23 protein-coding genes and 1 tRNA gene are annotated in these 26975 nt (G+C 55.7%); 14 read left to right on the top strand and 10 right to left on the bottom strand.

The window, feature by feature from the left end; genetic code table 11:
• Nucleotides 1-8 precede the first annotated feature (8 nt).
• A complete protein-coding gene (locus TQ39_RS00310; protein ID WP_050004155.1) occupies nt 9-2459 on the bottom strand; it encodes an excinuclease ABC subunit UvrA in 2451 nt (816 codons plus the stop codon).
• Nucleotides 2460-2916: 457 nt separating this feature from the next.
• Between TQ39_RS00310 and TQ39_RS00305 the strand changes: the two genes are divergently transcribed.
• The 4 genes from TQ39_RS00305 (at nt 2917) to TQ39_RS00290 (ending at nt 6912) form a co-directional block, all read left to right on the top strand.
• Nucleotides 2917-3645: an ABC transporter ATP-binding protein gene (locus tag TQ39_RS00305; RefSeq protein ID WP_009325631.1), complete on the top strand. Its 729-nt coding sequence runs from the start codon at nt 2917-2919 to the stop codon at nt 3643-3645.
• Entirely contained in the window at nt 3642-4559 is a 918-nt protein-coding gene (locus tag TQ39_RS00300) for a SufB/SufD family protein (RefSeq protein WP_050004154.1), read from the top strand. Before TQ39_RS00305 ends, TQ39_RS00300 begins: the two co-directional genes overlap by 4 nt.
• Nucleotides 4560-4950: 391 nt before the next feature.
• Nucleotides 4951-5292: a hypothetical protein gene (locus tag TQ39_RS00295; protein WP_009325628.1), complete on the top strand. Its 342-nt coding sequence runs from the start codon at nt 4951-4953 to the stop codon at nt 5290-5292.
• Nucleotides 5293-5493: 201 nt separating this feature from the next.
• The gene (locus TQ39_RS00290) at nt 5494-6912 is read left to right on the top strand and encodes an MATE family efflux transporter (RefSeq protein WP_050004153.1); all 1419 of its coding nucleotides are present in this window, start codon (nt 5494-5496) and stop codon (nt 6910-6912) included.
• A 75-nt stretch (nt 6913-6987) separates the two neighbouring features.
• On the opposite strand, the gene TQ39_RS00285 is transcribed toward TQ39_RS00290, so the two are convergent.
• Nucleotides 6988-8349, bottom strand: coding sequence for a CapA family protein (locus tag TQ39_RS00285; RefSeq protein ID WP_050004152.1), 1362 nt, complete (start codon nt 8347-8349; stop codon nt 6988-6990).
• Between the two features lie 104 nt (nt 8350-8453).
• The gene (locus TQ39_RS00280; protein ID WP_050004151.1) at nt 8454-8816 is read right to left on the bottom strand and encodes a hypothetical protein; all 363 of its coding nucleotides are present in this window, start codon (nt 8814-8816) and stop codon (nt 8454-8456) included.
• A gap of 137 nt (nt 8817-8953) precedes the next feature.
• Between TQ39_RS00280 and TQ39_RS00275 the strand changes: the two genes are divergently transcribed.
• Nucleotides 8954-9029, top strand: a tRNA-Thr gene (locus TQ39_RS00275).
• Between the two features lie 176 nt (nt 9030-9205).
• Here the strand turns inward: TQ39_RS00275 and TQ39_RS00270 are convergent.
• The 3 genes from TQ39_RS00270 to TQ39_RS00260 are packed head-to-tail and all read right to left on the bottom strand — an operon-like array spanning nt 9206 to nt 11650.
• Complete coding sequence (locus TQ39_RS00270; protein ID WP_050004150.1) at nt 9206-9556, bottom strand: arsenate reductase family protein; 351 nt, start codon at nt 9554-9556, stop codon at nt 9206-9208.
• Between the two features lie 21 nt (nt 9557-9577).
• Entirely contained in the window at nt 9578-10348 is a 771-nt protein-coding gene (locus tag TQ39_RS00265; protein WP_050004149.1) for a heparan-alpha-glucosaminide N-acetyltransferase, read from the bottom strand.
• A 3-nt stretch (nt 10349-10351) separates the two neighbouring features.
• Entirely contained in the window at nt 10352-11650 is a 1299-nt protein-coding gene (locus TQ39_RS00260) for a galactokinase (protein ID WP_050004148.1), read from the bottom strand.
• Nucleotides 11651-11947: 297 nt separating this feature from the next.
• On the opposite strand from TQ39_RS00260, the gene TQ39_RS00255 reads away from it, so the two are divergent.
• The 7 genes from TQ39_RS00255 (at nt 11948) to TQ39_RS00225 (ending at nt 21095) form a co-directional block, all read left to right on the top strand.
• The gene (locus tag TQ39_RS00255; protein WP_040910268.1) at nt 11948-12796 is read left to right on the top strand and encodes an AraC family transcriptional regulator; all 849 of its coding nucleotides are present in this window, start codon (nt 11948-11950) and stop codon (nt 12794-12796) included.
• Between the two features lie 65 nt (nt 12797-12861).
• Nucleotides 12862-14226: a 23S rRNA (uracil(1939)-C(5))-methyltransferase RlmD gene (gene rlmD, locus TQ39_RS00250; protein WP_050004147.1), complete on the top strand. Its 1365-nt coding sequence runs from the start codon at nt 12862-12864 to the stop codon at nt 14224-14226.
• A gap of 36 nt (nt 14227-14262) precedes the next feature.
• Nucleotides 14263-15639 (top strand): MATE family efflux transporter, encoded by a 1377-nt coding sequence (locus TQ39_RS00245; protein ID WP_050004146.1) that lies wholly within the window; start codon nt 14263-14265, stop codon nt 15637-15639.
• 14 nt (nt 15640-15653) lie between these two features.
• On the top strand, nt 15654-16427 hold the full coding sequence (locus TQ39_RS00240) for a 4Fe-4S binding protein (protein WP_009325616.1): 774 nt from the start codon (nt 15654-15656) through the stop codon (nt 16425-16427).
• A 115-nt stretch (nt 16428-16542) separates the two neighbouring features.
• Nucleotides 16543-17973, top strand: coding sequence for a phospholipase D-like domain-containing protein (locus TQ39_RS00235; protein ID WP_009325615.1), 1431 nt, complete (start codon nt 16543-16545; stop codon nt 17971-17973).
• Between the two features lie 25 nt (nt 17974-17998).
• On the top strand, nt 17999-19915 hold the full coding sequence (locus TQ39_RS00230; RefSeq protein ID WP_050004145.1) for an NAD(+) synthase: 1917 nt from the start codon (nt 17999-18001) through the stop codon (nt 19913-19915).
• A 103-nt stretch (nt 19916-20018) separates the two neighbouring features.
• Complete coding sequence (locus TQ39_RS00225) at nt 20019-21095, top strand: M42 family metallopeptidase (RefSeq protein ID WP_167541514.1); 1077 nt, start codon at nt 20019-20021, stop codon at nt 21093-21095.
• Here TQ39_RS00225 and TQ39_RS20635 read toward each other — a convergent pair.
• From TQ39_RS20635 to TQ39_RS00210, 4 genes are all read right to left on the bottom strand, one after another.
• Complete coding sequence (locus tag TQ39_RS20635; RefSeq protein WP_154521380.1) at nt 21079-21399, bottom strand: hypothetical protein; 321 nt, start codon at nt 21397-21399, stop codon at nt 21079-21081. The genes TQ39_RS00225 and TQ39_RS20635 overlap by 17 nt on opposite strands.
• A 76-nt stretch (nt 21400-21475) precedes the next feature.
• Nucleotides 21476-22948, bottom strand: coding sequence for an ABC transporter permease (locus TQ39_RS00220; RefSeq protein ID WP_009325611.1), 1473 nt, complete (start codon nt 22946-22948; stop codon nt 21476-21478).
• Nucleotides 22935-24389: a COG1361 S-layer family protein gene (locus tag TQ39_RS00215; RefSeq protein WP_050004143.1), complete on the bottom strand. Its 1455-nt coding sequence runs from the start codon at nt 24387-24389 to the stop codon at nt 22935-22937. Before TQ39_RS00215 ends, TQ39_RS00220 begins: the two co-directional genes overlap by 14 nt.
• Nucleotides 24390-24405: 16 nt before the next feature.
• Complete coding sequence (locus TQ39_RS00210; protein ID WP_155202245.1) at nt 24406-25266, bottom strand: ABC transporter ATP-binding protein; 861 nt, start codon at nt 25264-25266, stop codon at nt 24406-24408.
• 103 nt (nt 25267-25369) lie between these two features.
• Here TQ39_RS00210 and TQ39_RS00205 point away from each other — a divergent pair, with 103 nt between their 5' ends.
• Both TQ39_RS00205 and TQ39_RS00195 read left to right on the top strand, forming a co-directional pair.
• The gene (locus tag TQ39_RS00205; protein WP_050004142.1) at nt 25370-26119 is read left to right on the top strand and encodes a YdcF family protein; all 750 of its coding nucleotides are present in this window, start codon (nt 25370-25372) and stop codon (nt 26117-26119) included.
• Between the two features lie 95 nt (nt 26120-26214).
• The gene (locus TQ39_RS00195; protein ID WP_154521374.1) at nt 26215-26928 is read left to right on the top strand and encodes a hypothetical protein; all 714 of its coding nucleotides are present in this window, start codon (nt 26215-26217) and stop codon (nt 26926-26928) included.
• The last annotated feature ends 47 nt before the right edge of the window (nt 26929-26975 follow it).

Here is a 26975-nt window from a genome sequence, read left to right as displayed (position 1 = left end):
ATTCAAGGCTACCAGCCTTCCAAAAAACGTCCTGTTGCAGACTCCGTACAGGCAGCCAGTTCCTGAGGCGTCCCCGAAAACACGGCCCGTCCTCCGTCCACCCCGCCGCCGGGCCCCAGCTCAACGACCCAGTCCGACGCAGCGATCACCTGTTGATTGTGCTCCACTGCAATCACCGTAGCACCGCCTTCCACCATACCGTTCAGCAGCGCGAGAAAGTGCTCAACGTCAAGCGGATGCAGGCCTACGGTCGGCTCATCCATTAAATACAACACATTGTTCTGTGCCTGCTCCATCAGTTCCTTTGCCAGCTTCAGACGCTGGCCTTCTCCGCCGGACAATGTCGTGAGCGTTTGCCCCAACTCCAAATAGCCCAACCCCGCACCGCACAACGTGTGCAGCCGCGCCGCCAACCTGCGTTCTGCGGCAAACATCTCCATCGCCTCTTCCACGGAAAGCGACAGTATATCGGAAATATTTTTCCCGTTCCACCGGACAGACAAAACCTTTTCGCCGAAGCGCCTGCCGCCGCACACCGGGCATGTGATTTCCGTATCCGCGAAAAACAGCAAATTGTTTGGAACAACGCCCAGGCCTTCGCACGTCTCACATCGGCCCCCTTTTGTATTAAAGGAAAAAGCCCCTGCTCCCAATCCCAGCTTTTTGGCCTGCGGCGTTGCCGCGAACAAGCTGCGGATATCAGAATACAGTCCTGTATAGGTCGCTACATTGGAGCGGCGCATGCGGACAAGCGCCTCTTGTTCAATAACCACCACACGGCTGAAATGTTCCAGCCCCGCAACATGTGTACGCTGTTCCCTCTCGTCCGCCAGCACGCCGAATACCAGCGAGGACTTTCCGGAACCGGACACCCCCGTCACCGCAGAAAGACAGCGGATCGGAAATTCCGCATCCACATTTTGCAGATTGTGCAGGCAGGCGTTCCTTATCTTCACCCTTCTGCCGTCCCCCGCCCGAGGCGTCCGCTTTTGCGGCCGATGCCTCGCCAACCAGGCGCCCGTGACAGAATCAGGCTGCGCTGCCAGCTCTTCCAGCGTGCCGCTGCCGACAACCTGTCCGCCATGCCGGCCCGCACCCGGCCCAATGTCGATGATATGATCCGCAGCGCGCATTACATCCGGGTCATGCTCGATCACCAGTACAGTATTGCCGTTGTCACGCAGCTGTTTCAAAACATCGATCATACCCTGCGTATCCTGCGGATGCAGGCCCACCGTCGGCTCGTCCAGCATATAAAATATCCCCGTGATGTCCGAGTCCAACGCCGCGGCCAACCGCAGGCGCTGCGTTTCACCGCCTGAAAGTGTTCCCGCCTGCCGCTCCAGCGAAAGATATCCCAAACCAACATCCGACAAGCGCCGAAGCTTTGTCTGCAGATCCAGCAAATACGGCTCCACCAGTTTTTGATGCGCGGAAGGCAGCTCCTGCTCCAACTTTTCAAGCCACCTGCGAAGCTCATCCAGCGAAAGCGCAGAAAGCTGTGGCAAACGCACGTCCCGCACAGCGGCGCCGCGGCTCAGAGGATTCAACCGCTCGCCGCCGCACGCGCGGCACGGCGTATGAAGGAAATACCCCTCCATCCCCTTAGCGTCGCCGCCCTTTTCCTGCAAACGCCTCCAAAGCATCGGTTCCACGCCCTCAAACCTGCCCTGCGCGACAGTTTTCGGCACGGCTATATTCGGAAACGTTTCTTGCAGCGCAGAGCAGGAAGTTCCCTCATACAGCACTGCCTTTTGCAGATCGCTGTATGCTTCGACTGCCGTCCCCGGCTGTACAGGGAGCCCATAATGCCGCAGAGCCGCATAAAACGCACCCGTCTGGTATTCAGCGTATTTCTGTGCCCAAAAACGCACAGCGCCATCCTCCAGAGAACGCCGCTCATCCACCGCCCCCGTTCGGTCCACCTTGAGTGTCTGGCCAAGCCCCTGACATTCAGGACATGCCCCTTCTTTGGTGTTATAGGAAAACTGCGTGCGCGTCAGCTTATCCATGCGTTTGCCGCATACACAGCAGTCCATATAGACAAAAAAATCTCCGCCGCGCTTTTCCGTGGTTTCAAAGCAGTCCGCCGCGCAAATGGCAGCTCCGCAATGCGGACAATTGCGTACCGCCAGCTTTTCGTACAGCATGCGCAGTTCCGTATAAATGTTCGTGACAGTGCCCACAGTGGAACGTGGGTTTCGATTCGCCCCGCGCTGCGTGATGCACACGGCCGGAGAAACGCCTCGGATGCTTTCCACCTGAGGCTTTCGGATTCCCTGCAAGTCCATCGCCTCCAGATACTGCCGCTGGCATTCATTGAACAGTACATCGATCAGCAACGTGGATTTTCCTGAACCGGACACGCCCGTGAGTACCACAAGCTTCTCCCGTGGTATCTGCAGAGAGATATTTTTCAAATTGCCCTCTCGGGCGCCGGAGATGACGATATCTTTCATGGCGGCTCCTTTTCTGCTTTCTATAAAAATCATATACAGCGGCCTGACTCGCTCTGGCCGGGAAACAGCGAACACGACGCGGCGGTAGTGGAATCATTATATCATGAACGCTGCGAAGCGGCCACAACGAAACCACACCCGCTGCGGTTTTGCATGATTCAATGTTTTCAACTCTATACGCGAAAGTGCATCAGCGCATAAAATGTGCACAGCCGCGTAAGCGGCGGGCCTGAGGTTATTATACCACAGCGCTGTTATCGACGGCTCTATCTCAACCGCATCTGCTTCACTTCTGCCAGTTTTCCTCATTTTTGCATCTGAACAATCTTTCATTTAAGTCTTGTTATTTTGCCAAAGTGGAGTATAATAGTATAGAAAGCGTTTTCCACATCATCATCGACGAAGTATTCTGCCGCGATTATATGCTCAACCGGCTTCAGGAGGGAATATTCATAGTATGCTGAAATTATCAAAACTCACATGGCAGCCACCGGAAGGCGGACAAATTATCAAAGGTATGGACCTCGCTATTCCGGACGGAAAACTTGTCGTGCTCACAGGCCCCAACGGCGGCGGGAAAACAACGCTGGCGAAGCTGATCGCCGGGCTGGAGACACCCACATCCGGGCAGATATTCCTGGACGGAAAAGACATTACTCCGCTTGACGTTACCCAACGCGCACGCTGCGGCGTGAGTTATGCATTCCAGACGCCCGTCCGATTCAAAGGACTCACCGTGCGCGACCTCGTGGAACTGGCCGCAGGAGGCGCTCTTTCCGAAGCAACACTGTGCGAGCTTCTGGGAAAAGTCGGGCTGTGTGCCCGCGAATATATGGACCGTGAGATCAACGCCAGCCTGTCCGGCGGCGAGATCAAACGCATCGAAATCGCCACTGTGCTTGCCCGGGGTACGCGCTTCATGCTGTTCGACGAGCCGGAAGCAGGTATTGACCTGTGGAGCTTCACCGGGCTTATCGACGTTTTTCGCGACTTACGCAGCCATCTGGACGGTTCGCTTGTCATTATTTCACATCAGGAACGCATTCTCGCCATCGCGGATGAAATCGTAGTCATTGCCGACGGTGTAGTACAGCAGGCCGGACCGCGTGCCTTGGTGCTGCCCGGGTTATTGGACGGCGCAGCCGGCTGCACGCAATGTCCCAACAAGGAGGTTGGAAAACAATGAACGGCATCACTGAAAAATTGCTCGGCATCGTTTCGGACTGGGCCGGCTCTTTCAACGGCGCGTTCAACATTCGTGAAAACGGCCAATGCGCAGGGCGGCAGTCCACCGCGCATATTAAAATAGAATCCAAAACCGACGTCCCCGGCTTGGATATCCGCATTCTGCCCGGCACAAAAGGCGAAAGCGTTTCCATTCCCGCCTGTGTGACTCACGGAGATGTTGATGATCTGGTTTACAACGACTTTTTTGTGGGTGACGGCGCCGACGTGACCATTGTCGCTGGCTGCGGTGTGCACACCGACGACGGAGAACCCGCCCGCCACAACGGAATCCACCGGTTTTTTCTGGGACGGGACGCTCACGTCGTGTATCTGGAAAAGCATATCGGTACGGGCGGCGGCAGCGGCAAACGCAGCATTGACCCCGTAACGGAAGCCACGCTCGCAGAGGGCGCCATACTGGAAATGGACACCACGCAGCTCGGCGGCGTGGATGACACCACGCGCACCACCCGCGCCACCCTGGCCGCAGGTGCAAAGCTGTATATCCGTGAGCGGCTCCTCACTGAGGGCAGCCAGCAGGCGCGAACTGATTTTGAAGTTTTTCTCGACGGAGAGGACTCTGGCGTGGACCTCATTTCCCGTTCTGTTGCCAAGGGAAATTCTCATCAGGCTTACCGCTCGCGTATCGTTGGCAACACGCGCTGCACAGGCCACTCGGAATGTGACGCCATCATTGCAGACAACGGTACTGTAACGGCTGCACCCGAACTTACCGCAAACAGCGGCGATGCCGCGCTCATCCATGAAGCGGCCATTGGTAAGATCGCTGGCGAACAACTGCTCAAGTTGCGAACGCTCGGCCTTACAGAGGAAGAAGCTGAAGCAAAAATCGTGGCGGGCTTTTTAAAATGATATAATGGCGGGCCGGTTTTATACCACCCGCTACAGCTTGGCAAAAAAGCTACGCTTTTCCGCCAAGCTGCCTGCGAACAGGGCTTTTGGCCTTGTTCGCCGCGCACGGCGTGGGTTATTTTAAATGAAAAAGGGGCGTCTGCGCGCTATAAGAGCCGCGCTTCCAGCGCGGTTGCTTTTCGACACGCGCCTGCGGGCGCAGCCGCCGCCCCTTTTTCAAACTTTAGCCTGTGGCGGGTCGGTTTATACGGCCCGCTATTTTCATTCTCCTGCGGTCTTCACATATGTAAAAATTTTTTGTTTGGATGGTTTTCTGTCATAAATCGTGTGGATGCCGCGTATATAGAACATTACAATGGTTTAAGAACGCTATGCTGAAGGAGGATGCCCCTTGCAACAAATCATCTGCAAAACAGGCTGTATCCAATCTGTCGGCGGCGCGATCGACAGCACCGCCGCACAGTATACCATCACCGCCCACGTCAAGCTGTATAATGCTGTGCAAAGTGCACGTTTGACCGTTGTGCTGCAAAAAAACGTACAGACCTGGTCGGGCACCTGGGACGATATTTTCGTCTTCAGTGCCGGAGGCGCAGGCAGTGCCGCGCTGGCGCACGAAATGCGCCTTTCCTCCGGCGTGTACCGTGCAAAGATCATCGCCGATGTGTACGATCCGGGCGGCATTCGTGCGGATACTTCCACTGTGTATACAGCGGAACGCATTGTTTCCTGACGCAGACCCTCCCACACAAGGCCAAGGCCGGGCAAAAGCCCGGCCTTGGCCTTTTCTTATCCCAGTAAAGCTTTTCCGAATGAAATACGCACGAAACGCCATGTTTCAGCCGTCTCCTGCGCACATTTTCCTATGGACAAATAAATTTCATCCCTTTACAATTGTTGTATTACACCAAAAAGGAAGGAAAAGGAACCATTCATGGGAAAACGTTCATTCGCTGCAAGACTGCAGCAGCTTTTCTCCGCGCACGATATGACTCTGGGCGCTCCCTGGAAGCGCATTCTTGAGTTTGCTATCCCCATGCTGATCGGCAATCTGGCCCAGCAGCTTTACAACACCGCGGATTCCATCATCGTAGGCCGCTATGTCGGCGATAATGCGCTGGCGGCCGTCGGCAGCGCCTCCCCCATCCTCAACCTTCTGCTTGCGCTTTTTGTGGGCGTCGCCACAGGCGTAGGCATCCTGGTAGCACAGCGTTACGGCGCAAAAGATCGTGAGCAGCTCTCCGTCGTTATTGGCAACTGCATCACACTGTCCGCCATCGTATCCGTCATTACAATGATCATCGGCGCGCTTATCACCCGCCCAATGCTCGAGCTGCTCAGCACGCCCGCCTCCATCATCGACTGGTGCGCGGATTATCTGATGATCTATTTCCTGGGCATTGCCGGTTTTGCTTATTATAATATCCTGTCCGGCGTGCTGCGCGGCATGGGCGACAGCCTGTCCGCACTGGGTTTTCTGCTTGTTGCCGCCGCGTTGAACGTAGGGCTTGATTTGTGGTTTGTAGCCGGCCTGGGTATGGGTGTGGCCGGTGTGGCGCTGGCCACCGTGCTGGCGCAAACGATTTCCGCTTTCCTCTGTCTGTGGAAACTGCTGCGCATGCGGGACGTGTTCGACCTGACGCTGCATTACTTGAAACCCCGCTCCGCGCCCATTGCCAATATCATCCGCATCGGTGTGCCTTCCGGCATCACTCAGGCCATCTTCTCCGTGGCCATGCTTGTGGTCCAGTCCCTCACCAACAGCTTTGGTGAAATGGTCATCGCCTGCAACGTGATCGTCATGCGGGTGGATGGCTTCGCGATGATGCCGAACTTCACCTTTGGACAGGCAATGACGACGTATACCGGACAAAACGTTGGCGCGCGCAGGTTGGACCGTGTGCATCAGGGTGCAAAGCAGGGCACCTGGATCGCCGTCGGCATCTCCGCTTTCCTGACTGCATTGATTCTTTTATTCGGCCGCCAACTGATGGGCGTTTTTACCGAAACAGCCGTGCTGGTAGATTTGAGCATGCGCATGATGCAGATTCTCGCCTTCGGATATATCGCCATGTCCATTACTCAATGTCTCTCTGGCGTGATGCGAGGCGCAGGAGACACGATGACACCAATGTGGATCTCCATCATCACCACTGTTGTGCTCCGCGTTCCCATTGCCTACGGCATCGCATTCTTTACACGCAGCGCCGAGTATCCCACCGGGCGCCCGGAATCCACCTTTATCTCCCTGCTGGTCTCCTGGTCGCTGGGCGCACTGCTCACGGCTGTCGCCTATCGCTTCGGCGCCTGGCGTAAGCGTTTGGCTACCGCAGAACCTGCCCCGCAGCTTTGAACGGCATACCGTCATCCGGCAGAAAAGCACCTGCGGACACATCGTCCGCAGGTGCTTTTGTTTGTCGATCTTTCTCTACAGCTCCGGCTGCTCCAGCTCCAGTGTTCCGTCCGCGTAAATGCGCACTCCAGGCGAAAGCGCCCGCAGATACTGTAATAGCGCCGCGCCCTCTGCATCTTCCATGAGTGCGGTACGTCCTCCATGCTGGATACACGGCTCGAACTGAACGGAATACTCACCCGGCGCTGTGATTCTGACGGAAAGGAAGCCCGTTTCCACCGTATCCATATTGAACCAGAAATTCCCCAGACTATATGCAACATGCTTTCCGTGCTCAAATGCAAAGCCCTGCAGGCAGTGCGGATGTGCGCCTACAACAATGTCCGCGCCCGCTTCAATATATTGGCGGGCCTGCTCCCGCTGAGCGGTTTCCAGCACAGCGGTATTCTCCGTGCCCCAATGCACATAGGCCGCCACAAAATCGCTGTTCTTCCTCGCTTCTGTGACTGCTTGCAAGAAAAGATCGGGTTCGTAGGTGCGCAGCACTCCCGGCTGTGTTGCCCCCGCCTCCTGCGTGAAAATGAATTTTTCCGCACGGGTGGCTGCGACAAAGGCAAGCTTCATGCCGTTTACAATAAAATATTGGGGGCGCATTGCCTGCTCCAGGTCTCGCCCTGCGCCGATATAGGGAATCCCTTCTTGTTCCAGCGCCGCCAGCGTGTCCTCGAATGCGTCCGGTCCGTAGTCGAATACATGGTTATTGGCAAGGCCTGCAAGGTCCGCTCCCATCTGTCGCAAAAAAGAGGTGCTTGCGGGGTCTGCCCGGAACGTGTATAGTTTTCCCGGCAGCGCCACGCCGCGTCGGGAGTACGGGAACTCGTTGTTCACCACAAGGACATCCGCGCCGCGCAGCCGCTCTAACAACGCCGATGAAAATGCATCTTCCACGCCGCCGCCGCTGTCTTTCAAATGCCGCATAATCTCCCAATCATCGTCAAGGTTCACGTCGCCTGCAAAAATAATCTCCGCCGCGCCGTTGCCTCCCTCCCGCTCATGCCAGTTCGAGCCGCTGTCCTGCCCGGAGTAGCGGCCGTACAGCACATGAAGAGAAATCCCGCACAGGTCATAGAACCATGCGTCTGAATACAGGGCCTCGGCTTCGAGACGATCATCTATTCCCTCCAGCAGACCGGACGGCGCCTCCTGCGCGCACCATGAAAAAAATTCTTCCGTCAGCGGGTGCGCACTTTGTACCGCAGCCAATTGACGCGCAAGCGTTTCGGGCACAACCTGTACGGCCTGCCCCTCCGTGCTGCTTCCTCCGGATGCCGGGGATTCCGCTCCCCATGCGTCCGTTCCCCGCCCGGAAAAACCAGAGCAGCCTGCCAGCAGCACGGAGCACAGTAAAATCGCAGCGATATATTTTTTGCAGCTCATCCCTTTGTCTCCCTGTTTTATATCAAGCGCACACGGCCCCAATTTTCCCCGAAACGCAAAAGAGGCCGGGGCTCACGATAGGCCCCGGCACATTCTCTAAAGAATTATTTCCAAAGCACTGCCAGCGTCCGGTGGACAAATGTGCAGGTCAGTATAATATTGTATCCACCCAGCATCACTACATACAGCTTTTTATTCTTCCTGTTCCTGATCTTCCCCGAAAAGGACATGATCATAAGGCAGGAAACCACTACGGCGGCGATATCCGCAAACGCCACCACCGATTGAGGCGCAAGCGCGGGAAAAAGCGAATCTGTCCACCAGCTTACCGGCAGCGCGAGCAGATGCACGAAGGGAACGGCCAGGATGGGCGTGACACTCGCTGCGTAATCCCCGTGCCCCGCACGGATGAATACCACAACGAGGCAAAGTGAGATTGCCAGTATCGCAACGCATTCTGTAACCATTCTTTTCCCTCCCGAAACTTCTCTGTTTGCTTATTGTACCGCAAAATAAAATTTTCGTCCACAACTTTTCAGAAAAAGCTTGACGAACGCAAAAAATTCCTTATAATAGATAAAGGCACTTGATTTAAGCGCCATATGCTGGTGTGGCTCAGTCGGTAGAGCAGCTCACTCGTAATGAGCAGGTCGTCCGTTCGAATCGGATCACCAGCTCCAGTAAGAAAAACCCATAAAACAGCCTGCAGGCTGTTTTATGGGTTTTCTTTTTGCGCAAAAGCACAGCCCATGCTTTCCAGAGACGCGCTTTGGTCTTATGACCATTGTACGGAACATTTTCACAAGGGCTTGTTTGCGTTCGAAGCCGAACTGCACACCCGCAGGTATATCTCCTATCAGCCGAGCGCTGCAGACCATTCCGCCTCGCGGAAACCCACCAGCACAAAATCGTCCGCCACAATCAAAGGCCGCTTCACAAGCATTCCGTATTCACCCAACAAAATGTACTGCTCATTGTCCGTCATTCCAGGCAGCTTGTCCTTCAGCGCCATGCCTTTGTACAGCAGACCGCTTGTGTTGAAAAAACGCCGGAGAGGCAGGCCGCTTTTTTCATGCCAGGCCCGCAGCTCCTCCGCGTTCGGGTTTTCTTCCTTGATGTCGCGCAGCGTATAGGTCACGCCATGCTCATCCAGCCATGCCTTGGCGCGCTGGCAGGTGGAACATTTCGGATACCAGACCAAAACCATTTTCTACATCCTTTCTTCTTATCAACTGCCTGTCAATATCGATAACAAAAATATAAAGCCCAACAAAACAGGCTGATGCAGCAAATATGCCCACAAGCTGTGCCGCCCCAGCCAAACCAATGGACGGCAGGCAGGCCAGCCGCGCACCGTCTCTTCGGCATACGGGCGCAGAAAACGCCACAGGAAAAGCCCCGCCCAGAACAGAAATATCCACGGGATCAGCGGAAAATAATCCGCCGAATAGAAGCCCGGGCCGGGCAGGCCAAGCGGAAACAAAAACGGCACGCTGTACAGCTGGCGCGGCAGCTCAAACAGCTGCAGCTCGCCAATGCCCAGATATCCCATCGGGACGCTTCGCAGGAACAAAAACAATACAAAGGAAGCTATGGCGCCGGGCAGCGCTGGCGCGCGGTCCAGAAAGCGGCGCAGCAGCGCGCTGAGCAGCACGGCCGCCCCAATCAAGTGCAGAACGCCGAACAGTATTTGCTCCGACGGCATCACCAGCATCGTAACGGCCGTGAGCAGAAATCCGCAGCCAAATGTGACCGCGCCACGGCGTACCGCATGCTTCCCATAAGGAAACACAGCCCCCGCCAGCAGAATGAACGTCCAACAGATGAATTGCTGCCAGATATGCGCGTTGCCCGTTTGCGTAAACCATGCCGCAGGTCGGCCGAATACATAGACCCAGTCGTAAACGCCATGGTATACGGCCATATTTACCAGTGCAAAACCGCGCAAGGCATCGAACGCCGCGATTCGCCGCGGGGCAGCCGACCATTTTTCCCGCACGGCTTACAGTGCCTCTGTCACACACAGCGCACCGTAGTTGCGCACATTCAGCACGTAACAGGAGCCCTCGCCGAACACGCTGTCCATCGCCGCGCGGTACGCCTCCAGCAGATGCACCGGGACGAACGCCTGAATGGTGCCCGCAAAGCCGCCGCCCTGCAAACGCCACGCACCATACCCCTCGAGTATATGCTGAGAAAGTGCCAAACCAAGCGAAACGCCCTGCTCCCGCGGATTTTTTGCACTGTATGCATTCTGGTTGTATTCAAACGACGAATGGCCGCCTGCCACGATCAATTCCAAAAAGTCTTCAAAGCGATCCTCACGGATGGCACTGCATAACGCACCGGCACGCCGACTGTCCGCAAAAAAGTGGATAGCGCGCAGTACGGCACGGTCCCCCAGTTTTTCACGCACACCAGCAATATCCGCATAAAAAGCAGACTCATCCACTTCGCGCAGCACCGACTTATCGAAATAGGCCGCCACTGCTTCCATCTCTTGGCGGACGGCCGCATATTCATCGGTAAGCGACGCATGGCTCCCTTTTGTATCTGTAATGCACAGACAATAATCGTGTTTTGCCAGATCAAAATCCACTTTTTCCACTACGGGGCTGGCAGGATCACGAAAATCAATGGTGATCACGCTGCCCACGCTGCAGGCTGTCTGATCCATCAGGCCGCTGGGTTTGCCAAAATATTCATTTTCCGCATATTGACTGATCTTTGCGATGTCTACCGCGGAGAAACGGCCTTGGTTGTATTCCCCATTGAATACAGTACCAATGACAACCTCGAACGCAGCCGAACTGGACAGCCCTGAGCCGCGCAGCACATCGGACGTGGTATAGGCGTCGAAGCCGCCCAGTACACCGCCCTGCTTTGCGATGCCCGCAGCCACGCCGCGGATGAGAGCGGCGGAGCGGCCCTGCTCTGCCAGCACAGGAGACAGCTGCTCCAGCTTCACTTCGTCCCTGCCGTCAAAGCCTTTCGATTTCACACGTACCACATCGTCCGTGTTTTTGGAAACCACGGCAATCACGTCCAGATCCACCGCGCCGGCCATTACCACGCCGTGGTTGTGGTCGGTGTGGTTGCCTCCGATCTCGGTGCGGCCGGGCGCGGAATAGATGGCGGCTTCCCGTTCCCCGCCGTATAGCGCCGCAAAACAGTCCAGCGCATCCGCGTACCGCGCACGCTGGCGCTCCAGCACGCCAGCCCGCCGGCCATACAGCTTTCCCAGGGACGCGTCCCACACACCGCGCTCGATCTCTTTCTTTAACTCTTTTGCCGTTGACATATTACCGGCCTCCCCTTGTCTTTCGTTTATCCTATAGACGCCGCCGAAAAGCGGCCCCGATGCCTTCTTCTCCGCCGGGGTGCCGCATGGCGGCGCATTTTCAGCGCCGCTCCAAATGCAGCCCGGTACTGCCCCGGTGTCAAATCCATTATAACAGACATGCGCTTGATGTAAACACTATTTTATATCACGAAAAAATGGACTTTTGTTGATTGATTTGCTATAATTAAATATCATATGAGGAATAAGAGGCGGAATCGTTTTTTGTCCCACACGGTTTCGCCGGAGGTGAATCGGATGCCCAGCACATACAAGCAGTCGTTCAAGCAGAATTATACCGACAATGTGGAACTTTCCATCTTCAACTGCGGCCTGCAGAGCTGTGAGCGCGGCTATACCTGGGGCCCCGGCGTACGGGATCACTATCTGATCCATTATGTTGTCGACGGGAAAGGCACATATACGGTAAACAACACAGTTTATGAGCTTCGGGCGGGGGATATCTTTCTTGCAAAGCCCAGCCAGCTCATCACTTATTCCGCAGACAAGGAGGAACCGTGGGAATATTACTGGGTGGGCTTCAACGGGGCCTGTGCCAACAAGCTGGTGCTTCAGCTGCCTTTTCGGGAGGACATGCCCACCCACCACTGCAAAAATGCCGAACGCGTAAAAAAGGCGCTGTTCAATATTTTTCTGTCCCGGGGGCCCGAGCCGCGCAATGAAACGCTGATGGTCGGATATCTGTATCTTTTCATTGCTGAGCTGATGCAGGAGGCAATGGACCTTGAACCGCATGCCTCCAATTCCAGTTCTCAGTATGTCATCAACGCAATCAAGTATATCCAGTTCAACTATTCCCATGACATCAGCATCGACGATATCGCCAAGGCCGTGGGCGTCAGCCGCAGCCATCTGTACCGGGTATTCATGAGCAACGTGGGACAGTCCCCTATTGATTACCTTACCAGCTACCGCATCAGCGAGGCATGTTTCCTTTTAAAAAATTCTCAGCTTTCCATTGCAGAGATCGCCGTGTCCGTCGGCTTTTTTGACCAGTTTTATTTTTCCCGCGTGTTCAAAAAAAGCAAGGGCGTTCCGCCCAGCAAATACCTGACCAGCATCAACCAGGAAAAAGCCGCGCGCTAGCACGGCTTCCCCGTTATTTTCAAAGCGGCATGCCTGCCGCTTTTTTTGTGAGGAGAACCGCTCATATGCCGCTTGTCAAAAACCAGATCATCCCCCTTACCATCGACGCACTGTCCAGCGACGGCAACGGCGTCGGACGTTTTGAGGGCCAGGCCGTTTTTGTCCCGTTTGCCGCCGTGGGCGACGTGCTTTCCGTCAAGGTGGTAAAAATCTGCAAAAGTTACGCCTTTGGCATCGTCGAAAGCGTCCTCACGCCCGGCACCGGGCGCATCCCTGCGGACTGCCCTATTTTCGGCCGGTGCGGCGGCTGCTGTTTCCGGCACCTTTCCTACGAAGCAGAGCTTGCGGCAAAGCAAGGCTTCGTGGCGGACGCCCTGCGCCGCATCGGCGGGCTGGATGTGCCCGTGCGGGACATCCTTCCCTCTCCACAGACCGAGCGCTACCGGAACAAGGTGCAGTATCCTCTGTTTCTCGCTGGGGACGGCAGTGTTCAAGCCGGCTTTTATGCGAGCCGCAGCCATCGGCCGCTGTCTTGCGGGGACTGTCTGCTCCAGCCCGGACTGCTGAACCGAATCGCCGCGACGCTGTGCGCGCTTCTGACGCAATATCATATCTCCGTCTATGATGAACAGGCACACCGAGGGCTCGCGCGCCATATTTATTTGCGCCACGCCGTCACAAACGGAAGCGTGCTTGTATGTCTTGTCTGCAACGGACGCAGCCTGCCTCACGCACAGGATATCTGCGCCGCGCTGGTAAAGGCGCATCCGGAGGTAGAGAGCGTGGTATTGAACGTCAACACGCACAAAACGAATGTTATCACCGGAAAAGAATGTATCACGCTGTACGGTCCCGGCGTGCTCCACGATACCATGCGCGGCGTACCCGTCGCGCTCGGTCCGCTTTCTTTCTATCAGGTGAATACCGAAGGCGCAAACCGCCTATACAGTGTTGCTGCTGATTTTGCCGCGCCCGGCCCCGAGGATACGCTGCTGGACCTTTATTGCGGTGCGGGTACCATCGGCCTTTCCATGGCGGAGCACTGCGGCAGGCTTATCGGTGTAGAGATCGTACCCGAAGCGGTGGAGAGCGCCCGGCGCAATGCCGCCGCAATGGGGGTAGAGCACGCGGAGTTTTTCTGTGCCGACGCCGGAACCGCCGCACAAAAACTGGCCGCCGACGGCCTGCTGCCCAATATCGTCGTTCTGGACCCTCCCCGCAAGGGCTGCGACGAGCCGACGCTGAAGGCCGTATTGGCCATGGCCCCCCAGCGCATCGTGATGGTGAGCTGCAATCCTGCCACCGCCGCGCGGGATCTTAAATATCTTTCTCAACACGGATATGCTGTACAGGCCGTACAGCCAGTGGATATGTTCCCGCGCACAAAGCATGTGGAATGCGCGGCGCTTCTCTGCCGCGAAAAATTCTGAAAGTCAACAGAACGGAGGCTCTGCATCCGCACCGCCATGTCAAATGAAACGATATCAAACAAGCCTGCCGGACGTGTTCTGGATTTGACTTCCGGCAGCATCACCGGCACAATGCTCCGGTTTGCTCTGCCCATGATCGCCGGCAATCTGCTGCAGCAGCTTTACAATGTAGCCGACACGCTCATTGTCGGTCGTTTTCTCGGTTCCGTCGCGTTGGCAGCCGTTGGCTCGTCTTATACGCTGATGACCTTTCTCACCTCTATCCTTCTGGGGCTCTGCATGGGCAGCGGAGCATTTTTCTCCATCCGTTACGGAGAAAAGGATTTCTCCCGCCTGCGCGCCGGCATTTTCGCTTCTTTCACGCTTATCGCCGCGCTGACATTCGTCATCAATGCCGCTGTCTTTTTGTGGATCGACCCTATCATGCGCCTGCTCTCTGTTCCCGTCTCTGTGTATGGGCTGATGCGGGAGTACCTTTGGGTCATTTTTTTCGGCATCGCCGCCACGTTCCTTTACAATTTCTTCGCCTGTCTGCTGCGTGCGGTGGGCAATTCTGCGGCACCTTTGATTTTTCTGGGGATCTCGGCGGTATTGAACATCGTGCTGGACCTTGTGTGTGTGCTGGTGTTTCATTGGGGCGTGGCAGGAGCTGCAGCGGCGACTGTGTTTGCACAATGGATATCCGGTATCGGGTTGGGGCTGTACACACTGGCGCGTATGCCGGGCCTGCGTGTTTCCCGCAGCGACATGCGTTTTGATCGGGCTCTCATGACGGAAATCTCTCATTTTTCTCTGCTGACCTGCATGCAGCAATCTGTCATGAATTTCGGTATTTTGATGGTACAGGGCCTGGTGAACAGCTTCGGGCCTTCCGTCATGGCCGCATTTGCCGCCGCGGTAAAAATCGACTCCTTCGCCTATATGCCCGTGCAGGATTTCGGCAACGCATTCTCCACCTTCATCGCTCAAAATTACGGCGCCAAAAAAGAAGATCGCATTCGCGCGGGGATTAAAAGCGCGGTCGGAGCCGCAGCTGTTTTCTGCCTTCTCATCTCCACATTGGTGTTCCTTTTTGCAAGGCCGCTTCTCTTGATTTTCATACGTCCCGAGGAATCTGAGATCCTTTCTATCGGCGTGGAGTATCTGCGCATCGAGGGCGCTTTTTACTGCGGCATCGGCGCATTGTTCCTGTTATACGGACTGTACCGTGCCATCCAGAAGCCCGGAATGTCTCTTGTGCTCACGGTCATTTCCCTCGGCACACGCGTAGTGCTGGCTTATACGCTTTCCGCTGTACCCGCCATCGGTGTTGCCGGCATCTGGTGGTCCGTCCCCATAGGTTGGTTCCTTGCCGACCTTGCAGGCCTGCTTTATTACAGATATTACATCCGAAAAAATCACGGATTGTTCTGAACGGAGGCTTTTCCATGGAGATTCGAAATGTCACAAGTATTTTCTTCAGTCCAACAGGCTCCACCCGGCGCCTTGTGTCCATGCTCTCGAAAACGTTTCCCTCAAAACCACGCGAGGTCGATATCACGCCGTATACACAGCGCGGACTAAGCATGGACTTTGGCCCGGATGACCTTGTGCTATTTGGCGTCCCCGTATATGGAGGACGCATTCCCTCTCCGGCGGTGCAAACGCTGCGCCGCATGCAGGGCAGCCGGACGCCTGCCGTCCTGGTTGCGGCCTACGGCAACCGCGAATATGACGACGCGCTGCTGGAGCTTGCGGATATTGCCGCTGCAAACGGGTTTATCCCATTCGCAGCGGCCGCGCTGATCGCGGAGCATTCCATCATGCATTCCGTCGCCGCCGGACGGCCCGACGCACAGGATGCGAAAAAAATCGAAGCGTTCGGCACACAGCTATGGAAAAAGCTGTCCACATCCGAGGCGCTCTCTCCAGTTTCCGTAAAAGGGACTCGCCCTTACAAAGAGTTTGGCGGTGTTCCCATGAAGCCAAAGGCCGGGCGAAGCTGTACCGGCTGCGGAATCTGCGCCGCGCTTTGCCCTGCACATGCCATCCCCGCTAACGTTCCCAGTTGTACGGATAAGGACGCGTGCATCTCCTGTATGCGCTGCATCAAGGTGTGTCCCGTCCACGCCCGCAGGTTGAATCCCGTGATGCTGCGCACTGCAGAAAGCGCTTTTTACCAAAAACACAACGCACGGCGGGAGCCGGAATTCATTTTATAAAAACAAATATGGGCAGGCACGCTGCTTTACCCGCCGTCAAAGAAATTCCTGCTTTCCGCGGATACCCGGCTTTTTTCTTTCTTTGTCATCCCACTCAAATCGAGGCGTAAAATCAATGCAGTCATTTTTCAAAAAGCTTCCGCGCTATTCCCTGCGCTTGCTGCTTGCCTATCTGGTTTATATCTTTACCGGAGGTGTGTTGGCCTATCTGCTTCCCCGCCAGGCGCGAAACCTTCCCCAAACCGACAGCTTTTACGGCATCGGCCGCGGGCCGGACCGGGCCGTACTGGTGGAGGAGCCACAAGATGCGTTTGCACGCCGCGTGGAAGTGATCCGTACCGCGCAGAGCACACTGGACGTCTGCTATCATTGTGTCAAAAGCGGCGAGACTACGGAGTGCTTTTTCGCAGAACTGTTGAGGGCGGCCGACCGAGGCGTGCGCGTACGCGTTCTGCTGGACGGCACTGTGGGCGGCCTTTCCGGCGCGCGGAGTAATATCGCCCTTGCGTTGCGTGCGCATCCCAATATCGAATACCGTATTTATAACCCCGTAGATCTGCTCAGGCCATGGGAATGGAATGCACTGCTGCATGACAAATTTATCCTGGCAGATGATCGGATGCTTCTGTTGGGCGGCCGCAATATCGGCGACGAATATTTCGCCCCGCCCGGCTATGAGGGGGCTGTCACATATGACCGGGATGTTCTTGTTTTGAACGATCTTGCTGGGACGCCGGATTCCTCCGAAAGCGTGACCGCACAAGCCAAAATCTATATGGATACGCTTTGGGATGCGCCGGAGACCGACAAATTCGGCACACTTTCACCAAGCCGCCGTGCAGACGGCCTTGCGGCGCAGGAATACTTGAAGGAAACTGCCGCAAGATGGGAGGCCGCCGCCCCCTCGTTCTATCTGCCCTCGGAGCCTGCCTCCCAATGTGCCGTTCCTACACAGCGCGTCACCCTGCTGCACAATCCTGTCTCCCCGTTCAAAAAAGAACCCACACTGGGCGCGACGCTGGCGCAGCTTCTCTCCGGTTGCCAAAAAATCCGGCTCCAGACGCCCTACGCGACAGCCAATCCGTCAACGCTGGCCGCGCTCACCCGCCTTGCAAAGCAGGGGCATGTGGAATATCTGACAAACTCCATGGCATCTTCGCCCAATTATCCGGCGTTTTCTGCGTATAGCTCCCAGCGCGCCAAGTTTTTGGCAACCGGCGTGGAAATCTACGAATATCAAAGCACAGATTCTATTCACGGAAAATCCTGTGTCGCAGATGGGCGGATTTCCGTGGTAGGTTCCTTTAATCTGGATGACCGAAGCCTGTATATCGACACGGAATCTGTTCTTATCATCGACAGCCCGGAGTTTTTCGCACAGCTGAATGCGGAGCTGGATACTTTGTTCGCGCAATCGGCCGCAGTCGGTCCGGACAACGCTTATCTTCCGGGGAGCGGAGCAACGGCGCTGAATGTCTCTCTCGGCAAGCGCCTTTTGATGGGCTTTGTTTCCATTTTCTCCCGGTTGTTCCGGTTTCTGATATGACGTAAAACTAAGTGAGGGATCGTTTATGCAATATGGATTTGTAAAGACAGCAGCGCTTACCCCCAGCATCCGCGTGGCGGACTGCGCCTACAATGCCCGGCAGATCATCGAGGTGCTGCGCGGCGCAGCAGCCGCCGGTGCGGAAATCGCATGCTTGCCGGAGCTTTGCATCACAGGCTATACCTGCGGGGACCTGTTTTTTCAACCGGTGCTGCAGCAGGGCGCGCGGGACGCACTGGCTGACGTCCTGCGGGATACCGCCGGGCTGCCGCTTCTTTTTGTTCTGGGGCTGCCGCTTACGCACGGCGGTAAGCTGTATAACTGCGCGGCTGTGTGCCAAAACGGGCGTGTGCTGGGCGTCGTGCCGAAAACACACCTGCCCAATTACAATGAATTTTACGAAAAGCGGCAGTTTACACCTGCCCCGGCAGAAAACGGCGTCATTGACCTGTCGGGCGCACAGGTCCCTTTCGGCACGAACCTGTTGTTCCAATGCGGAACGCAGCCCGCGCTGACGCTGGCCGTCGAGATCTGCGAGGATCTTTGGGCTCCTTTGCCTCCCAGTACACGGCACGCCATGGCAGGCGCCACACTCATCTGCAATCTTTCCGCCAGTGACGAGACCATCGGCAAGGCTGAATACCGCCGTGCGCTTGTGACCGGCCAGTCTGCCCGCCTGCTGTGCGGTTACGTTTACGCGGATGCAGGTGAAGGCGAATCGACCACCGATATGGTTTTCGCCGGACATAATATGGTCGCTGAAAACGGCGCGCTTCTGGCCGAAACTGCGCCTTTCTGCGGCGGTATGGCGTTAACCGACATCGACGTGGAACGCCTTGCGGGGGAACGGCTGAAAAACACCAGCTTCCCCGCTGAAGACAACGCAAACTATGAAGTCATCCCATTCGTACTGCCGCAAAACGTCTCTCCGCTTACCCGCATCGTCTCATCCGCTCCTTTTGTGCCGGCGGACGCCGAACAGCGCGCCCGGCGCTGTGACGCCATCCTGGCTATGCAGGCGTCAGGCCTGAAAAAGCGTCTGGAACATACGCATGCTAAAACCGCTGTTGTCGGCATCTCCGGCGGACTGGACAGCTGCCTTGCACTGCTCGTCACCGTTCGGGCCTTTTCCCTGCTGGAGCGCCCGCTCTCTGACATCGTCGCCGTAACGATGCCTTGCTTCGGCACTACGGAGCGCACGCGCACCAATGCCCAACGCCTTTGCGAGGCGCTGGGCGTGACGCTGCAGCATGTAGACATCACTCAAACCGTGCGCAGCAACTTTGCCGACATCGGCCAGGACGAAACCCGACACGACGTCACGTATGAGAATACGCAGGCTCGTGTGCGCACGTTGGTGCTCATGAACCTTGCCAACCGGCTGGGCGGGCTTGTCATCGGCACAGGCGATCTTTCAGAGCTGGCGCTGGGCTGGGCCACCTATAACGGCGACCATATGAGTATGTACGGCGTAAACGCCTCGGTCCCCAAGACGCTCATTCGGCATATCGTCGCCTCCGTGGCGGACGAAACTGAAAGCAGCGCGCTTCGGCAGGTGCTTCGCGATATTCTGGACACACCCGTCAGTCCGGAGCTGCTGCCCGCTGAAAACGGAAAAATCAGCCAACAAACAGAAGAGATCGTCGGGCCTTACACACTGCACGACTTTTTCCTCTATTATGCCGTGCGCTGGGGGTTCTCTCCGGCAAAGGTCTATTATCTTGCCCGACAGGCTTTTGCCGGAGAATACACAAATGCCGTGCTGCTGAAATGGCTGCGGAATTTTTACAGGCGTTTTTTCTCCCAGCAGTTCAAACGCAGCTGCCTGCCGGACGGTCCCAAGGTGGGTTCCGTAACATTGTCGCCGCGCGGAGACTGGCGCATGCCCAGCGACGCCAGCGCCGCGCTGTGGGTGGCGCAGGCAGATGCGCTGGAGGAATAATGCTTCACAGCAAACAGCTTTTGCTGTTTGCCAGACCGCGGTACTTTCCGTATTTTACGCTCTTTGCCACGGCAATAAAAAATGAAAAGAAGGTATGAAAAAAATGGCTGACCTTGAATTATGCGCTGCGATATCCGATGCATTCGGCCCCTCGGGATATGAAAAAGAGGCGGTCGATGTGATTGAAAGCAGCCTGGGCGGACTGGCCGCACACCGCGACAGCATGCAGAACCTGTATGTCTCTTTGCCGCAGAATGTGGGCGGACGTCCGTTGGTAATGCTGGACGCCCATACGGATGAAGTGGGCTTTATGGTACAGAGCATCACGGCCACAGGCCTGCTGCGCATCGTGCCGCTGGGCGGCTGGGTGGAGCACAACATCCCCGCCCACACCTTTCTGCTGCACAACAGGCGCGGTGAGACCGTGCGCGCCGTGTCCACCTCCAAGCCGCCGCATTTTATGACGGCGGCTGAGCGCAGCGCGCCGCTTTCGATGGAGAGCATCCTGCTGGACGCCGGAGTGTGCAGCCGCAAAGACGCCACAGAGCTGCTTGGATTGGAACCCGGCCTTGTTGCGGTACCCGACGTGCAGTTCAGCTACAACGACGCCACCGGTTTGATGCTCGGCAAAGCTTTTGACTGTCGCTTGGGCTGTGCCGGTGTTGTGGAAGTTCTGCGTGCATTGAAGGACGAAACCCTTTGTGCCGACGTTACAGCGGCGTTTTCCACGCAGGAGGAAGTCGGCCTGCGCGGTGCAAAAATCACGGCGGAGCGCCTGCGTCCCGCACTGGCCATCTGCCTGGAGGGCACGCCCGCGGACGATAACTTCACCGCCCCGGACGAGGCCCAAGGCGCCTTGAAAAAAGGTGTGCAGATACGCTTCCGCGATGGCAGCATGGTGGCGCATCCCGGCCTTGTGGCATTTGCACGCAGGGTTGCGGAAGAGAACAACATTCCCCACCAGTGCGCGGTCCGCACAGGCGGCGGCACCAACGGCGGCAGCATCCACCTTGCGCCGGGCGGGGTGCCGACGCTGGTGTTGGGCATTCCCGTGCGCTATGCGCACACGCATTACGGCTATTCTGCCGCCGCAGATGTCGACGCCGCCATTGCGCTCGCCTGCGCCATCCTGCGCGCGCTTACGCCCGACGTGCTCCGTCTGCTCAACCCCATGGCCTGATGCTTATATCAAACAAAGCGCAGTGCAATGAGTAGAGAGCCTCGTCGCAGAATAGCGAAGAATTCTGCGGCCCTGCTCCTGATTGGGTTGGGCGTGAGGCCGTTTCCAATTCAATGCGTTTAAAATTGTAGAATTGGGTGTACTCAGGGTTCAGTAAATGCGTTTCGCAAATTGAAAATGTATAAAAAGAGACAATGGTTTGCAGCCCATAGCTTTCTGCTTTTTCCCGATTTGTTTCTCCTGCCGCTTTCTTTCGAAATACTTCCCCGTTCAACTCTTCTGCTTTTGCATATTGTCTCGACACAACAACACCTCCTGTTGTAGTTTTTATTCTACAACAGGAGGTGTCTTTTCTCTGTCCATTTTTCGGGTATAATCTGCTATTCGTGCCGGATGGCTTCCAACGCAGAGATTTTGACGGCCCGATTGGCCGGAGCAATGCCGGAAAGCAGTCCCACCACCGTCGCAAAAATCAGCGCCATCAACAGCAGCCAAGCGGGAATATCGGAAATGTTTCCGATACCGCCCATGCCGCCCATACCGAACAACGCGCCGACGTCAAAGCTGGAAGCATCGAAATTCACCTGCACGCCGATGCTCATCAGCCACCCGGTGATGGCCTGCATCCAAACCGTAAAATTATTCAGAACAAAGCTGATCAAAACACTAAACAGACATCCTATAACACCGCCGATAAAACCGATGGTGCCGGATTCAATGAGGAACATCTGGCGTATCTTCGAAAGCTTGCAACCGAGCACCTTCATCACGCCGATCTCTTTTGTTCGTTCGTAAATCGCCATCGTCATGGTATTGGCAATGTTGAGCGCCGCCACCAGAAGTGAAACCGCCGCAAGGCCACCCAGCATCATCTGGCCGGAAGCTACCTGCTTTTGCATATCCTCCCTGTACTGCGTCATGGAGGAAGTTTGGTAGCCGATATCCTTGATCATCTGCTCCACCGCGCCCACATGGTTCACATCGTCCACCTTAACGTATACCTGGTCGTATCCTTTCACCTTGGTACCGCTGGAGCCACCGTACATCACGACGCTGCCGCCGCCCATACCGGAATTTTTGCTCAGTTTTTTATACTCTTCCTCCAGCCGCTTCATATCGGCAATATTCATGATGATGCCCTCGGTGCCGCGTTTGGAGTAGTCAGTCTTCATCACGCCCACAACAACCAGTTCGTATTCCCGCATTTTGGGGTTGCCCTGGTCATCGTACTCGTAAATCATCTGCATGGTGAGCGTCTCTTTCGTGATATCAAAAAACGGCTGCTTGATGACGTTTCCGTTTTCATCTGTTTCCTTCCAGCGGTAACGGTCCGGATTGCGGTAACTTTTTTTCGTATCCTCGAACTGATAGGCTGTGTCCTCGCCCACCAGCACGGGAATCTTGTTGCGTCCCAGCGACTGGCCTGTCAGATAACTGCCGCTGACAAGCTCGATCCCCATCGGCTCGATCGCATCTACATCCATGCCCACAGCGTTGTACATATACATGGAATAGCGGTCTTTTTTGCCCGCCACCACGTTCGCGTTCATGCTTTGAAAATTGTACAACGGCGTGGCCGCCACAACATTTTCCATTTCCTTGAACTGTGCGACCATTTTATCATCCAGCGCAGGCGTATCCGGATTTTCCGAATAGCTGAACACCTGAATCTGCGTCAGATCGCTCCAAGTAGACAGCATCTCGTCCGTGCGCCGGTTGGTGGCGATGCCGAGGGAGATCATTACGACAATGGCGCAGGTTCCCACGACAACACCGATCACGGTGAGTGCTGTACGGCCTTTGCGGCGGCGAAGGTTATCCGTGCTGAGCTTCAGCAAATCAGATATCTTCATCGTCATCCTCCATGAGCTGTGCCGCGCGGCGTTTCGCCTTTTTCTTCTTCAAAACAACGAGAACCACGACCACGGCCGCTACAACGCCCACGCCCACAACGATCCACACCCATACGGGCACGCCTGTGGGCTCCGGCTCCATCGGGACCATAGTGTCCATACCGCCGCCCATCGTATCGTCGCCGCCCATCTGCATCTCCTCTACGGTCATGGAGAACTCTTTTGTGAGCGTTTTTGCGTTGCCTTTCTCGTCCTCATAAGTGACGGTCAAAAGGCCGTTCAGCGTGCCTGCATTGGCAGTTTGAATGGTAAAGTCTGCAGAGCTTTCAGTTCCTGCAGCAATATTGCCGATGAATTGGTTGCCCTCGGTGGTTGTGATTCCATCGCCCGTGATCTCGGCCGAAACATTATAAATGATGCCTTTGCCCTTATTCACAAAAGAAACAGAGGCATAGCCTTCCTCGCCCATGGAAAGATACTCCGGGAAATCCGTGCGGGATATCTCGAAGCGTTCGGGCTGTACAATGGGTACCGTAACAGGCATCTGTGCTGTGAGCGCAGCGCTGTCAGACGCGGAATTTCCCGAAACGTTTACTGTAATATTATAGCTGCCGCCATTTGCCACAGCGCTGGCATTCAGTTGAAACGTCACCTGTGTGGAAGCGCCCGGTTTCATGTTGCCTACAAAAATATTGGTGCTGCCGCTGGCAACGGTGATCTGCTCGGGCAGCGCAAGGTTGACAGCCACATTTTCGGCCCCCACGGTACCGCCGGAAGCCAGCACATCGACGGTCAGCGCGAAATCGCTGCCCGCGTTGATGCTGCCGCCGCCATAGCTGGCGGAGGTGACGACCAGCGCCGAGGCCTTGGCGCCCTCGGTGGAAGAACCCACGCACTGGCTGATGGGCTGCGACATGGATTTGAGTTGGCGTGTATTGTCATTGTACGCCAAATCGAAAGAAAGCTTATTATCCCCGCCCAAGTAAGTAATGTCGTTCAGGATAATCGCATATTGAAGACCTGCTGCACCGACTTTATCGGCAGCGAATGTCGTCGTCGTGATATCTCCCAGCGAAGGGGATGCGAACGATGCTGTCGATGTAATTTTAATATTCGCAGCCAGTGCGCGTCCGTCTGCCAGTGTCAACTGATCAGCGGAGGTAATACGCGGGTCAACAACCGCAATGATAATACGGCATTTCTGCCCTTCTTCAATGCGCTGGAGCTCTGCTCCTGCAGCATCCGTGACTGTATAAGCCGCAATGTACGGGTCGCCTGCAACAGGAGCAGGCGTTGTGTCACTGCTGCTGGTACTCGCGCTGGAACTTGTGCCTGAGCCTGTCTCATCCGCCCAAGCCGGAACGGCCAGCATGGTGAAGATCATCACCATCGCCAAAATCACGCCTGTCTTTTGCAGGACCTTCTTCGTTTGGTTCTTCATATGTTTGTACTCCTTCTCACATGGATTCCTGGTTTACTTTTTCAGCCACGGCAGCAGCCACGGCCTTTGCCTGCCTGGCTGCCGGTTTTTTTCCCTCTGCAACGGTCGTTTCCGGCTCTGCGATATCCCCGCTCGTTACATCGCCAAACAGGCGACGGCGGTTTTCCGCTTTTTCGTCTTCGCCCAGCAGCACATTGTCCAGCACACGCCCGTCCTTGATGGTAACAATGCGGTCTCCGCAATAGGCCAGCTCTTTTTCATGCGTCACCATCACGAAAGTGATGCCGTAGGACTTGGCCATCTCCAGCATGGAATAAAGCACCTGGCGCGAGGTCGTGGAGTCCAGATTGCCCGTCGGCTCGTCTGCAAAGATAACCTTTGGCTTTGCAACAAAAGCGCGCGCAATGCCCACACGCTGCTGCTGCCCGCCGGACATCTCCGTCGGCTTGTGGTTCGCGCGGGAGAGCAAACCCATTTTTTTCAATTCTTTACGCGCCAACTTTTCCCGCTGCTTTTTCCCCATGCCTTTGAACATCAGCGGCAAGGCCACGTTTTCCGCAGCCGTCATGGAAGGCAGAAGATTGTAGCTCTGGAAAATGAACCCCAAGTGCTGCTGGCGGAAATCCGCCAATTCGTCCTCTGTCATTGCGGAAATATCATGCTTGCCAATCAGCACCCTGCCTTTGGTGGGCTTTTCCAGCCCTGCAAGCTGGTTGAGCAGTGTGGATTTGCCGCTGCCGGAAGCGCCGACGATACAGCACATCTCCCCTTCGCCGATTTCCAGGCAGATGTCGTCCAGCGCGACCACCTTTTCCTTGCCTACGCGGTATACCTTGCGCAGGTTTTGTACTTTTATAATGGATGCCACGAAGCGCATCACCTCTTTCTAAAACAGTCTATCACAGTCTGGCTCTGTATTTCAAGTTGCTTTCGACAGCTTTCGCTGTTACAATAAGCCTATCGAAGAAACGGAGGTCCTCATGAAGATCATTTTCGTCTGGCTCCTTGCCATTGTTTTCCTCATCGACAGCGTCCTGCGCGCCATCCGCTCCAGCTTCAACCTTGGGGTGCTGATGATGTATCTCATCACTGCCGCACTGTGGATATACGCTCTTTTCAATACCAAAATCGACGCTTTTTGCGCTGCCGGTGCAGGCCGCGTTCTAAAAATCATCTTTTTCTGCTGCTGCGCCGTTTTTGCGCTGCTGCTTATATTCGTCGCGGTGAGCGGCTACTCCGACACCGCGACCAAACAGGAAAAAGCGGTGATCGTACTGGGCGCCGGCCTGCGAGGCGAACGCGTGACCGACCTTTTGGCACGCCGTCTGGATGCCGCATATGATTATCATCTGGAAAACCCGGATGCCGTTATTGTTGTGACGGGCGGACAGGGGCCCGGCGAGGACATTCCCGAAGCCCGGGCCATGAAAGCCTATCTTGTGGAGAAAGGCGTGCCGGAGAAGCAAATTCTGGAAGAAGCGTCCAGTACCTCCACCGAGGAAAATTTTTGCTTTGCGCGCGAAATTTTGGAACAGAACGGTCTTTCGCAGGACGAACCCGTCGCGTATGTCACCAATGCGTTCCATTGTTACCGCGCAGCAAAATACGCTGCCGCCGCAGGCTTCACAAATGTGAACGCCATCCCCGCCTCTATCGGCTTTTCTTCCGTACTCCCCTGTTATATGCGTGAGGTAATGGCGGTGCTGTACTACTGGGTGTTTCGCACCTGACAAGACGGGAATACCGCAAAATCTCACAACCGCTGTATAATGAACGTTTTATCCTCCGCAATTATTTCATAATTATTGCAAAAAGTATGCGTGCTATGCCATTTTTCGCAAAAACCGGCCAGACGTTTTGCCGTAAAATTTCGCGCGATGGAATCTTCGTCATCTGTTTTCTTCGTCCACCATGCCTCTTCTTCCGAATTTCTCATGTTGTCCGGGTTGCAAATCACAATAGAAAGGCTTGTGAATGTATGATAAAAAAATTTTTTCTCAGCGCACTGCTGTGGATGACAGCGCTTTCTTTTGCAGGATGTCAGGCTGTATCCGCATCGTCTGCTCTTTCAAATCCTGCCTCATCCTCCGCTTTTTCAGGCAGCAGTGCCGTTCGTTCCCCTGCTGTTTCCTCCAGCGCAGCTTCTCTTTCAGAAACGCCCGGCAGCACCCCCTTCGGCGAGATGATGTCGGCCCTGTCCAGCTATCAGCAAGGAACCGCCGGGAGCCATCTGAAGCAGTATACCGCAGCGTGCGGTGTTCTCAACTTTGCACAGCAGTACGACAGCAATCAGGAGGAACAGCTGCGCAGCGATCTGGACGAATATCTGAACGCTGCCAGCGCTGAAACGATCGACATCCTTGCAGAGGGATGCGGAAACGTCGACTTTGCCGCTCGGGAAATTCTTTCAAACGGTGTAGACGGTGTGGCCGATATCCTGAACGATGCGGGAAACCCAAATCAATACGATGAATATGATCCGGAAAAGTACGAGGCAGTGGCTGGCATCCTGAAAGAAACCCTGGCGGCATATACCTGACGCAATTCTCTCTTTGAGGCATCTCCCCGATACGGAAAACGGCGGTT

The sequence above is a fragment of the Ruthenibacterium lactatiformans genome, from assembly GCF_000949455.1.
In the GTDB taxonomy this organism is placed as follows: Bacteria; Bacillota; Clostridia; order Oscillospirales; family Ruminococcaceae; genus Ruthenibacterium; species Ruthenibacterium lactatiformans.
Note: the sequence above shows the minus strand (reverse complement) of the source record. Positions and strands in the feature narration are given on the sequence as shown.